At 43.2% G+C, this 11,800-nt stretch carries 12 protein-coding genes; 4 read left to right on the top strand and 8 right to left on the bottom strand.

Going from position 1 to position 11,800, the window contains the following annotated elements; genetic code table 11:
- Positions 1-18 precede the first annotated feature (18 nt).
- Genes ACN222_RS03080 through ACN222_RS03070 form a run of 3 tightly spaced genes read left to right on the top strand, consistent with a single transcriptional unit; the run spans position 19 to position 1,720 of the window.
- A complete protein-coding gene (locus ACN222_RS03080; RefSeq protein ID WP_010994797.1) occupies positions 19-804 on the top strand; it encodes an SAM-dependent methyltransferase in 786 nt (261 codons plus the stop codon).
- 41 nt (positions 805-845) lie between these two features.
- Positions 846-1,190 (top strand): cupin domain-containing protein, encoded by a 345-nt coding sequence (locus tag ACN222_RS03075; protein WP_044522723.1) that lies wholly within the window; start codon positions 846-848, stop codon positions 1,188-1,190.
- 26 nt (positions 1,191-1,216) lie between these two features.
- Entirely contained in the window at positions 1,217-1,720 is a 504-nt protein-coding gene (locus ACN222_RS03070) for a hypothetical protein (RefSeq protein WP_010994795.1), read from the top strand.
- A gap of 6 nt (positions 1,721-1,726) precedes the next feature.
- Here ACN222_RS03070 and ACN222_RS03065 read toward each other — a convergent pair whose 3' ends face one another.
- The 3 genes from ACN222_RS03065 to ACN222_RS03055 form a co-directional block, all read right to left on the bottom strand.
- Complete coding sequence (locus ACN222_RS03065; protein WP_010994794.1) at positions 1,727-2,455, bottom strand: Crp/Fnr family transcriptional regulator; 729 nt, start codon at positions 2,453-2,455, stop codon at positions 1,727-1,729.
- A 90-nt stretch (positions 2,456-2,545) separates the two neighbouring features.
- Positions 2,546-3,112: a phycobiliprotein lyase gene (locus ACN222_RS03060; protein ID WP_010994793.1), complete on the bottom strand. Its 567-nt coding sequence runs from the start codon at positions 3,110-3,112 to the stop codon at positions 2,546-2,548.
- A gap of 71 nt (positions 3,113-3,183) precedes the next feature.
- A complete protein-coding gene (locus ACN222_RS03055; RefSeq protein WP_010994792.1) occupies positions 3,184-3,864 on the bottom strand; it encodes a HEAT repeat domain-containing protein in 681 nt (226 codons plus the stop codon).
- A gap of 231 nt (positions 3,865-4,095) precedes the next feature.
- Here ACN222_RS03055 and ACN222_RS03050 point away from each other — a divergent pair, with 231 nt between their 5' ends.
- On the top strand, positions 4,096-4,647 hold the full coding sequence (locus tag ACN222_RS03050) for a ferritin-like domain-containing protein (RefSeq protein WP_010994791.1): 552 nt from the start codon (positions 4,096-4,098) through the stop codon (positions 4,645-4,647).
- Positions 4,648-5,232: 585 nt separating this feature from the next.
- Here the strand turns inward: ACN222_RS03050 and ACN222_RS03045 are convergent.
- The 5 genes from ACN222_RS03045 to ACN222_RS03025 all read right to left on the bottom strand — a co-directional run bounded on the left by ACN222_RS03045 (position 5,233) and on the right by ACN222_RS03025 (position 11,753).
- Positions 5,233-5,694: a nitrate reductase associated protein gene (locus ACN222_RS03045; RefSeq protein WP_010994790.1), complete on the bottom strand. Its 462-nt coding sequence runs from the start codon at positions 5,692-5,694 to the stop codon at positions 5,233-5,235.
- Between the two features lie 99 nt (positions 5,695-5,793).
- Complete coding sequence (locus ACN222_RS03040) at positions 5,794-6,252, bottom strand: phosphate-starvation-inducible PsiE family protein (RefSeq protein WP_044520679.1); 459 nt, start codon at positions 6,250-6,252, stop codon at positions 5,794-5,796.
- A 265-nt stretch (positions 6,253-6,517) separates the two neighbouring features.
- Entirely contained in the window at positions 6,518-8,758 is a 2,241-nt protein-coding gene (locus ACN222_RS03035) for a molybdopterin oxidoreductase family protein (RefSeq protein WP_010994788.1), read from the bottom strand.
- Between the two features lie 108 nt (positions 8,759-8,866).
- Complete coding sequence (locus ACN222_RS03030) at positions 8,867-9,700, bottom strand: nitrate ABC transporter ATP-binding protein (protein WP_010994787.1); 834 nt, start codon at positions 9,698-9,700, stop codon at positions 8,867-8,869.
- Positions 9,701-9,779: 79 nt separating this feature from the next.
- Positions 9,780-11,753 (bottom strand): nitrate ABC transporter ATP-binding protein, encoded by a 1,974-nt coding sequence (locus tag ACN222_RS03025; protein ID WP_010994786.1) that lies wholly within the window; start codon positions 11,751-11,753, stop codon positions 9,780-9,782.
- Between the last annotated feature and the right edge of the window lie 47 nt (positions 11,754-11,800).

Here is an 11,800-nt window from a genome sequence, read left to right as displayed (position 1 = left end):
ATTCAGAGGGTCAAAGAGATGACCAACACAACCCTCAATTTCCAAAACGCTTCTGGACATGAAGTTCTCGCAGCAGTCGGTAAAAAATATCTGCGTCCCGGTGGACGCATAGCTACAGAACAATTATGTCAGTGGGCGAATTTTCAGCCTAACGAAACAGTTTTAGAGTTAGCTTCTAGCTTTGGATACAGTGCAATATCCCTTGCTCAACGCTATGGTGTGAAAGTAGTCGGAGTAGAAAAAAATCCTGAGAGCGTAGTTCTGGCGCGTGAAAATGTCCGCGTGGCTGGTTTAGAAAATCAAATTGAAATTATCGAAGGCGATATTTTTCATCTGGATGCAATACCAGGAAAGTTTGATTATGTTTTAGCTGAAGCCATTCTCACAATGCAATCCCCATCAGGGAAAGCTAAACTTTTAGCTGGAATTTACAACCGACTCAAAGCAGGGGGGAAGTTTCTCTCCCATGAATTATTAGCTAATGACAAAGAAGAACAAATCCGTGCTGATTTAGCCAGAGTAATTCGGGTAAATTCTACACCACTGTCAGAAGCTAACTGGATTGCAGCTTGTGAAACAGCAGGATTAAAAGTAGAGAAACATCAAATCGGCTCGATGAATTTATTGAACTTATGGCGGATGTTTCAAGATGAAGGTATTTTCCCAACCATCCAGATTTTAGTTAATGTTTTGACGCATAAATCCATCCGCGAAAGAGTTTTAGCAATGCGCCATATCTTTAACAAATACCGCCACGAGTTAGGCTATATCATTCTCTATGCTGTAGCTGAAGAGCATAATTGATAGCACAATAAATGTCACACAATCATCAGAGTTTATCAACCATGACTAACCAAAAAATAACTCACGAATCTCTTGTTATCCAACTACAAGAACAAGTTGAATATCCCCGTTCGGGAATTAAAAGCCAAGTCATATTTCAAGATACAGCCTGCCAATATACTCTGTTTTGTCTGGCAGCTACAACAGAGATTTCTGAGCATACTTCCACTCGCAACGCCGCCATTCATGTTTTAGAAGGTAAAGGACTCCTGAATTTATCAGGTCAAGATATTACTCTCATTCCTGGTGTTTTTATCTTGATTCCTGCTAATGCGCCTCATGCTCTAAAGTCTGAAGAAAATCTAGCTTTTCTGCTCACACTTTCTGAAAAATCTACAGATAAATAATCAATAATTTTTGGGGTTTTTGTACAATGTCGTCCTTATTTTCTACCTTCACTCAACACTTAGATATTACCTCTATTCAATTAGAAGTTATCCTCTCGAAATCGCTGCATGAGGTTCTCAATTCACCCAAATTGCAACAAGAACTAAATAGTTTAGATATCGTTTTACTCAGAGAGACATTACCCACAGCAGGAGCAGTTTTAGCTAAAGAACTCCCACCTTTTTACAACTGGTTGAAAAATGAGTTAGGAGTCAAGCGGGTTCCTGATAGTCCAGACCATACAACAAAATGGGTCGTGGGTTTTGTGAATAACCAGGAAAGTCTCACTCATTTAGTTGAATTACACCGTCCCGTCCCGCGTCCAGCGTTAGAAGCTTCTGTTCCTCCCTTAGTGGGGGTGTTCGCAGGTGTGGAAGACGAGCAAATCAGGCAAGAATGGCAAAAAGCTGTTGCAGCGCTGTGTTTAGTTTTAGTTGTCGCGGCTCGTGAACAAGATAAATTAAACTTAGGAGCTTTAGCAGCCTCCTAAAGACTGTCAAATCTCTTCGATATTCCCCGACGCGATGGGCTGCGCCCCACCGTAGGCGATCGCATTCAATTTCTCGGCATCCAATATAATGATTTTGCCGCCTCGACTATAGGCAACAACTGAATTGAGTGTTTTAATTAACCGCACGCATTCTTCATAAGTAATACCAATGCTGCGAGCCATCCGATAGTAAGATAACTTGATTTTTAAAATTTGACCTTGTGGACTTGGTTCAGTTCCCGATTCCGTGGCGAAATATTGGATTAACCTAGCTAGGCGAACAATTGCCCTTTCCGAAACTAACCCATGAACTGTTTCATGTAGTTGCTGAATCCGAGTATTAAACACCATCAACATTCGTAAAGCAATTTCTGGATTACTTTGGATGGCTTGTAATAAAGCATCCCGTTGGACAGTGAGAATTTCGCAATCAGATTCAGCAGTCACAGTTGCAGGCGCAATGCTATCTCCTAACAATGCAGGGGCGGCGAACATTTCCCCAGCATTCAGTCCCCGTAAAATAGTTTCTTTTCCTGTGGTTGCTGTTTTGGTGACTTGAATGGAGCCACTAACTACAGCATATAACTTAGCAGCCAGGCGATCGCCTTCATGGAGAATAATCTCTCCTTTCTTGTAGCCTTGCACCTGAGTGTAAGGTTGCAAACTTTCCTTGTCTGAGGTTTCTATACCCACAAACACAATAATTCGTGAAATTTGTTCCAGGGAGGCCTGCATAATTAGCCTGATTTAAGGGGGCAGGAGGCAGGAGGAGCCATGATGAAGGAAGTTTCACAAGCCTTACCACTCCCCATCTCCTGCCTCCTTTTAACTTGATGCAGAATTAGCCGCTTCCTCAGCTTTCGCCGCAGCCGGACTTCCGCCCATCCGAATCTCAGAAGTAAAGGAAGCCATACTAAAGCCCCCAAAACGCTTTAAGACACTGACGCGCATCCGTAAATTAGGGCTAGCAAACCATAAGCGTTCTTCTGACCACATGGTTTCGTACTCTGTCGTCAGAGTCAAAGCGCCATCGTCGCCCATCTTGTAACGTCCAGCTACAGGGGCTTTCTCGGCATAACCCATTTCCCGCAGTAATCTACCTTCGTTGGGATTATCCACATCTGGTACAGTAGCTAACACTGTAGATCCAGTATGTTTTTCTTCATCCCATTCCATAGTACCGTTCCAGCTAACCCTCGCACCGCATGAAGCAGCACTAGCAGGAACTTCGTACAATTCGCACAACTTGATGACTTCTGGATGATCTGCGGCTAGTGACTCAATTACCAGATCAGACTTGCCATCTTCCGATTGCTTAAAAGCTAAATGATGACTGGTACGATGAGAAAACCATTTACCTGCACTCAATTCAAAAAATTCTTCAATATTCATGAATTAAATTCCCTGAGTCTTAATTTAAAAATCCCACTTATTATTATTAAAAGCTAGTATGGGACGTGATATTAAGCTTGATTACCCATTTCCTCAAGTCTTTTTAGACCAATCCTCGCAGCTTCGGCAACATTAGGATGACTGTCTTTTTCTAAGTATTTTAAAGCTGATACACTCTTGGGAGTGGGAAGATTACCCAAGGATTCTGCCAGACGTTGGCGCACCAACCAATCATCTGACTGAGCAAAGCGCAGGATACTATCAACCGACTCAATATCTTGTATTTCACCTAAGGCAGAGATAGCAGCTTGCTGGATGACTCCTTCTTTGCTATCTAACGCCTGCATCAAGACTTCATGGGCGCGTGGGTCTTTGAGATTACCAAGAGAAACTGCCGCACTAAAACGGACTAACCAGTCTGTGTCTTCGTAAAATGCTCGTGACAGCACTTCAAAGGCTCTAATATCACCCAAGTATCCCAATGCGCCAGCCGCATCAGCGCGAATGCCATAATCTGGGTCATTTTGGAGAATGGTTGCCAAGATTGGGTAACATTCTGCTGTTTGTTTGATGCCTAGAGCAAAGATTGCCATCGATCGCAGCTGTAAAGATTCGTCGTCCAATACCTTTTTAATTAAAGGTACAGCATCCTCAGCAGCTATATTTCGCAAATTAGCAAGAGCTACCATGCGATCGCGCAAATCTGGACTTTCTAACTGAGCAGAAATTTCCTGCAATTGTGAAACAGTCATTTAATTCTCAGCGCATTCTTAATGTATCTTTACTTTACCTGATGTCTCATGTGGCTTGGTCGGGAGTTCAGGAATGAGAGTAGAGTGTTTTCCGCCTTCTTAGAGTTTTTTGTATCTGTCTTAGCATTGAGAATTAACAGTATTTAACGTCTGTTGTGTCTTAGGTAAGACGAGAAGCCTTGAGGGACAAACGTAGTTTAGAGGGGTCAACCGAAGTTCAGGAGAAGAACAATGGTTCAACTAAGCGAACGTCCAGGAACTGCCAGAATCAACAACTTCCAAGAAAAGTTTATCTACGAAGTTGGTGCTATGTATGACGCGGAACATCGCTTCTGGGAAGCCCAACAGACAATGTTGCAGTGTTGCCAAAATAGTCAACTCAGGTCTTTGATTGAAACTCACATCCGCGAAACAGAACAGCAAATTCGCAATCTAGAACAGGTGTTCAACGCTTTGGGACAGCAACCAAGGCGGGTTACTTGTGATGCTGCTGCTGGTCTTGTCAGTGATGGTCAAAAGTTAATGCTCCTAGCTTCTGAAAATCAACAAATTCTTAATCTAGGGCTAGCTGGTGGTCAAGCCAAAGTGGAACAGCTAGAAATTGCCTGTTACCGTGGTTTAATTCGAGCCGCCGAACAGATGGGACAAGATCAAGTCGTACAACTGTTACGGCAAAACTTGCAGCAGGAAGAGCAAACATCTCAAAAAATAGAGCAACATCTGCCGCAGTTAATTCAAGAAGCCCAATCAGCAGGCGGTTCCAAGACTAGTAAGTCTCGCTAGTGCGATCGCCAAAAGTAAACTAATACCATTTCCCGAAAAAAATGCAACAGATGCGTATCAACCAACGTAGCGACTGTCTTAAATATTTTGTGAATTGGTATAACTTAAAAGCAAAGTGATAAAAGCAAAGGGAAAAGATACCTACAACATCTTTTCCCCTTGATCAAATCCTTAAAACTCAGCCGATTGATAGATATTCATATCTTTATAAAGATATAAAAGATACCTTGATATATGCCATAAAATTTTATTTGAATCAAGATAATTGCTGTGCCTTAAAAATTTCATACAGTGGCAGCACTACAAAATTGCCACAGATAAAACCCCGTTGAATAAACGGGGTTTTATTTTTCAAAGCCCGTATATAAGTTTGACTAGACTGTAGCTACTTCGGGATGCTCAAATTTAGTACCCGACACCTTTTACCAATTACCAATTAAACTAAGAAAACGACTAAAAAAAACTAACTATGTTAAATCATGTAAAAACAATGGGATTGAGTTAGTAGTAAGGACTTTAGTCTTTTTTTGTTCGCGGAGCGTCTCGCAGAGAAAACTAAATTCCTCACTACAAACCTTTAATTACCTACCCTATTCTACTTATATTAAACTCGGCGATCGCCTTGGGAAAATTTTTGTTTTCATGTCCTGAACGGCTGAGTTTAATTAAAGCAAAACGTTGTAAGGGCGTTAAATTTACCCACTGTGACAAAGTTAAAGTCACGCCTATTTCTTGAGCTTTATCTTCAATGCTATCTGGTATGCTGCTAGAGTCTAGCCAAGCTGGCTTAGAGTCAATCGGTAAATTTCCAGGTGGTGTACCAGTTCGATTGATAATTAAATGTTGGATATATTCTTGGTAAGATTGAATTTCTGCTGCTGTCGTGCAAGGTAATTCAACTAAAGCCTCTCTTTCGGCTTGAGTCATCTGGTTCCAGTCAGCTAATTTTAGCTTAATGCCGCAGGTATCAAGTTTATAGCGCACCTGCATAGGTATGCAGCGCAGGGAATCAACAAAATCTGATTCAAATTCAAAGAATTCTGCCATAAATGAGCGATTGAAATTATAATTTCAATACCAAAATTGCTTCTATTAAATTAGAATGATAACAAAAAATGGAGTATTTTAAAATATATTTAAAACAAGTTAATGTCTGTTGTTGGAATTACTAAAACGAATGATTAAATAACTAATTGACAGAGCTAAAATTGCCACGCCCAAGCCAATAATATCAATCCCTTTCACTTTTTCTAAATCAAGAATAATAATTTTTCTAGCTACAGCGATCAAAGAAGTAACAATTACTAACTCAACCTGGAAAACGTGTCTCTTGAGATAAGCTGTAATATTTTCTAAAATTTCTAAAGCAATGAGGATATTTAAAAATAAACCAAAGACTTTAAATAGTGTTGTGTTAATTGAGCCGTAGGGTGTAGTAAATACTTCCTTAATAATGAAAATTGCTAAATCAGCGATCGCCACTAAAATTACTACTACCATAAAAATAGATAGAACTTTAGAAACCAGCACTTCTATATGTTCAATAGCGTGCATGAAGTTCTCATCTTTCGTGATTCCCAAAATTTGCCTAATTATTTTCCTCATTGGCTGCACCCCAATTCTCAGTCAGTCTTTGTAAGCCAAGATAAACATACCATTTCAAATGGTGTAAAAGCCCGGAATACGGTTTTTTCGACTTTTGACTTTTGACTTCTGCCTTACGCTACTAAGCTGATACGCGCCTAAATCAACTATTCTTGCCTCATATCTGTCCACAGTCAAGAGTACAGGGTCAAAGGCTAGCTTGGACTTTTGACTTTTGACTTTTGACAACCTGAGTGCGAAATATACAATTTAAATGCGTAACAGCTTACCACTGAGATGACTGGAGTTGATAATTTTGGGCTGTGTTTTCTACGGAGATTGGTATTAATTGGACTGCACAGGCTTTTAATTCTGGTTGCAGTGAATCGGGGCAAGATTCTGAATGGGTGAGGGCGTTAGCTTCTGCGTCATCTGCCCAGAGTTTACCCCAGTGCATAGGCACAAAAACTGTACCTGGGGAAATAGCTTTTGTCACCTTGGCGGGAAACTTGGCGCTACCTCGACGCGATCGCACTTCCACCACCACATTATCAGTAATGCCTAACTTCGCCGCATCACGAGGATGAATTTCGATAAATGGTTCGGGGTGCATGGCGCGGATTTTTTCAATGCGACCAGTACGGGTTTGGGTGTGCCAATGTCCGTATAATCGTCCAGTAGTCAACACAAAAGGATAACTAGGGTCTGGTGGTTCTGCTAATCCCTTAGAATAATATGCGCCAAATCGAGCGCGACCATCAGGGGTATGAAAACGTAAATCAGTGTAGAGTCTTTTTGACTGTTGACTGGTGACTGTTGACTGTTGACTGTTGACTGTTGGGTGTTGAGTTGGTTTTTGTGTTTCGATATTTATAGAGGAGTGGGGCCATTGAGTGGGGCCTTGGGCTTGCAATTGTTGATGGCTGATACCAGACATATCACAAGGGCGACCCTTGGTCAGTTGGGTAAACTCGGCGTATACTTGGGCTGAGTTAGTAAAGGCGAACTTGTCCTCAAAACCTAATCTGCGTCCCACTTCTGCGAAGATTTCCCAATCTGGTTTAGCTTCTCGTGGTGGTTGGCGGAAGGCTTGACATAGGGTAACTCGACGTTCTGAGTTAGTCATGATACCAGTTTTTTCACCCCACTGGGCTGCTGGTAACAAGACATGGGCATAAGCTGTAGTTTCTGTGGGGTGGTAAGCATCTTGGTAGATGGTGAAAGGCGATCGCAATAATGCCTTTTTCGTCCGTTCCAAATCTGGCATACTTACAGCTGGGTTAGTAGCCGCAATCCACAGTAAACCCACGTTACCGTCTTCCAAGCCAGTGATCATGTCCCATGCAGTTAAACCAGGATGGGGTGAAATTTGCCCTGGCTGGAATCCCCAAAATGCTTCTAATTCTGCCCGGTGTTGGGGATTTTTCACCAATCGATAACCCGGTAATAAATGAGCTAAACCGCCTGCTTCCCTTCCTCCCATTGCATTCGGTTGACCAGTGAGAGAGAAAGGCCCAGCCCCTGGTTTTCCGACTTGTCCCGTCATCAAATGCAGGTTAATAATCGTTCTGACTTTGGCTGTACCTTCACTTGATTGATTTACACCCATCGACCATAAGGACAACACACGCTGCGATTCACCCCAATAACGGGAGGCGGTTTCTAAATCTTCGATGGTGATACCACATTGACGAGCTACTACCTCCGGCGAATAGTGGCGAATTACCTCAGCGTAAGCCGAAAAGTTTCTGGTACAGTCATCGATGAAACCGACATCTATCATGTTCCAACGCATTAACAAATGAGCAATTCCATTTAACAAGTCAATATCTGTACCCGGTTTAATCGCCAAATGTAAATCAGCTGCTTCGGCTGTGGGTGTGCGTCGAGGATCAACCACAATCATTTTTACCTTATGGTTTTTTCTGTGGTACTTCTCCAGGCGGTTAAAAACAATCGGGTGACATTCGGCGGTATTTGTCCCAATTAAAAATGCACAGTCAGTTAACTCCAAATCTTCATAGCAGCAGGGAGGCCCATCAGCCCCAAAACTTTGAATATACCCAGAGACCGCACTAGACATACATAGCCGAGAGTTAGCATCAAAATTATTGCTACCCAAACAACCTTTCATCAGTTTTTGGGCTATGTAGTAATCCTCCGTTTGGAATTGACCGGAACCATACATACATATAGCTTCCGCCCCCTGGGTAAAGCGCACAGATTGAATACGCTTGGTGATGAGGTCAAAAGCTTCATCCCAACTGACACGGCGGAACTCTTGATCAAGTGATTCCCGTACCATTGGGTAATGTAATCTATTTTTATCCAAAGATTCGGCGATCGTTGCCCCTTTGACACAAACCATACCCTGGCTAGATGGATGGGCTTTATCACCCCGCACCCGCCAAGTTGGATTTCCTTGGCTATCTCGATTTGTGGCTTTGTTGAGTTGGGCGGGTGGTGTTACTTCTAGTCCACAGCCGACACCACAATAAGGACATAGGGTTTTGGTAGATTCAGTCACGTCGCTTCGCTCCGAATTCAAAATTCAAAATTCAAAATTCAAAAAAAGAGTGGGGTAGTGAGCAGGGGGAAGAAAATAGACTGATGACTGTTGACTGTTGACTAATGACTACTCATTATGAGCAAAGCGGTTAAACAAGAAATCTAGGGCGTAGTTCCGCAAGTCGTAGTATTTTGGATCTTCCATGATGCGGCGACGGTTGCGGGGGCGATCGAAGGGAATATCGAGGATTTCGCCGATTTGGGCGGCTGGGCCGTTGGTCATCATCACAACTCTGTCGGCTAGGAATAGGGCTTCATCAATGTCATGGGTAATCATGAGGACGGTGACTTGATGGTCACTCCAAATTTGTAGTAGTTCTTCTTGTAATTCTTCCTTGGTGATTGCGTCTAATGCGCCGAAAGGTTCATCGAGAATCAATACTTGGGGGCGGATGGATAGGGCGCGAGCGATCGCCACTCGTTGTTTCATCCCCCCGGAAATCTGGCTAGGCTTCTTCTCGGCGGCTTCTGTCAGTCCCACCATTGCTAAGTGTTCTCTGACGATGGCGCGTTTTTCGGCTTGGGGTTTGTTGGGAAATACTGCATCTACGGCTAGGTAAACGTTTTCAAAAACATTCAGCCAAGGTAATAAACAGTAGTTTTGGAAGACCATCATCCGGTCGGGGCCTGGTTCGGTGATGGGTTTGTCTTGCAGGAGAACTACGCCTTCGCTGGGTGTATTGAAGCCGGAAATCATGTTAAGTAAGGTTGATTTACCGCAGCCGGAGTGACCGATTAAGCAAACAAATTCACCTTCACGGACTTTTAGGTCAATTCCATCGAGGACGGTGTAGGGGCCTTCGGGGGTAGGGTAGATTTTGCTTACGCCTTCAACTACTAGGAAGTTATCTGTTTTTTGAGGTTTTAGGTTAGTTTGATTATTTCTATTGATTATTTGCATATTATTTTCGGTGTTGGATGGATTTATGATTGGCTCACGCAGAGGCGCAAAGGCGCAAAGGAGGAGAGATGACTGTTGACTAAATAAACACTTCTTCAATACGTATTTGTCGTCTAATTTCTAAGCTTTTGAGGTATTCGATTGGTTCTGATGGGTTAAAAAGTTTACCGTCGAATAAGTGGATGGGGTCGTCTTCACCGATATCTAGTAAGCCGAGGTCGCGGGCTGCTGCACCGAATATGTCTGTGCGACAAACTCTTTCAGTGATTTCTACCCAGTTTTTGGGGAATGGTGTTAAGCCCCAACGTGCCATTTGTGTTATCATCCACAAGATTTCGGTGCGGTTGGGATAGTTGGTTTTGTTGAGGTAAAACTGGTTGTAGGCTGTGAGTTGTTGGGGTGGTGTACCGTCGCCGCGATCGTAGGGGTCGATGAAGCCAGAGCGGACGTAGGCGGGATTCACATCTAGATATTCGGGACGACAAAGTATTTCGAGGATTTCTTCGCGGTTGCGGAGGTCGTCACAATATTTGCAGGCTTCTATTAGTGCTTTGACCAGGTTAAGATAGGTTTCTGGGTATTTTTGCGCCCAATCTTCTCTGACTCCCAAGACTTTTTTCGGCTGTCCTGACCAGATTTCTAAAGCTGTAGCTGCAACAAAGCCTAAATCATCGTGGACAGCTTGGTAGTTCCAAGGTTCTCCTGCACAGTAACCGTCAATGTTGCCGGCTTTGAGTTGAGACACCATTTGGGTTGGGGGAATGACTGTCAAGCTAACATCTCTATCGGGATCTATACCGCCAGCCGCTAACCAGTAACGCAGAATTAGGTTTTGCATGGAGGCGGAATGAACTACCCCCAAGGTGAGGATTTGGTCTGGAGAACTATCAATTACTGCTTTTAAGTCAGCTAGGCTTCTCACTCCTTGGTTATAGAGTCTTTTGCTAAAGGTGATGGCGTTAGCGTTGCGAGAAAGATTTAAGGCGTTGATCACAGGAGTAGGTGTTTGACTCCCAGCGCCTAAAGTCAACGCAATCGGCATTCCTGCAACCATTTGGGCTGCATCTAATTTGCCAGTTACCACACCAGTAGCGATCGCCTGCCAGTTGTTTGCCCGGTTGAGGATAACATTATCTAAGCCATACTTGGCAAAGAAGCCTTTCTCTTTAGCGACAATTAAAGGTGCAGAGTCAGTCAAAGGCATAAAACCGATTTCGATCACGGCTTTGGCTGTTCCCAATGGTGCAGAAGCCTGCTGAGTCTGGCGTTTCTTTGCTAGCTTTTGTTGGTTGAGGAAGTAAATTATCTCATTCCGCAGATTGTAATAACTAGGATGTTTGACGACCTCCAAACGTTGACGGGGACGGGAAATAGGGACTTCAAGAATCTGCCCAATGTGGGCTTCTGGGCCGTTGGTAAGCATAACGACGCGATCGCTCAACAACAGCGCCTCATCCACATCATGTGTCACCATCACACAAGTAATCTGATGTTCATTGCAGATTTTCATCAACTGTTCCTGCAAACTCCCCCGTGTCAAAGCATCCAAAGCCCCAAAAGGTTCGTCTAACAGCAACAACTTAGGCCGAGTAGCTAAAGCGCGGGCGATCGCTACCCGTTGTTTCATTCCCCCCGATAACTCACTAGGACGTTTATTCGCCGCTAGGCGCAGTCCCACCATATCAATATGTTCTTCAATAATTGCCCGACGCTCACCCTTAGACTTACCTTGATAAACCTCATCCACAGCCAGAGCAACATTTTCCCGCACAGTTAACCAAGGAAGCAGGGAATAATTTTGAAAAACCACCATCCTATCTGGACTCGGTTCTCGAATTTCCCGCCCTTCCAAAGTCACACCGCCAATACTAGCTCGATCCAACCCAGCAATAATATTGAGCAAAGTAGACTTACCACAACCAGAATGTCCAATTAAAGAAACAAACTCCCCCTGCTTAATTTTCAACTCAATATTTTTCAGAGCGATATATCTACCACCATTAGGTAAATCAAATATCCGATCAACGTGATCAATTTCAACAAAAGTAGGCATTAGTGATTAGTCCTTAGTCATTGGTCATTAGTCAACGGTCAACAGTC

The sequence above is a fragment of the Anabaena sp. FACHB-595 genome, assembly GCF_048568275.1.
In the GTDB taxonomy this organism is placed as follows: domain Bacteria; phylum Cyanobacteriota; class Cyanobacteriia; order Cyanobacteriales; family Nostocaceae; genus Trichormus.
The sequence above is the reverse complement of the archived record's forward strand: the minus strand, read 5'-3'. Positions and strand labels throughout refer to the sequence as shown.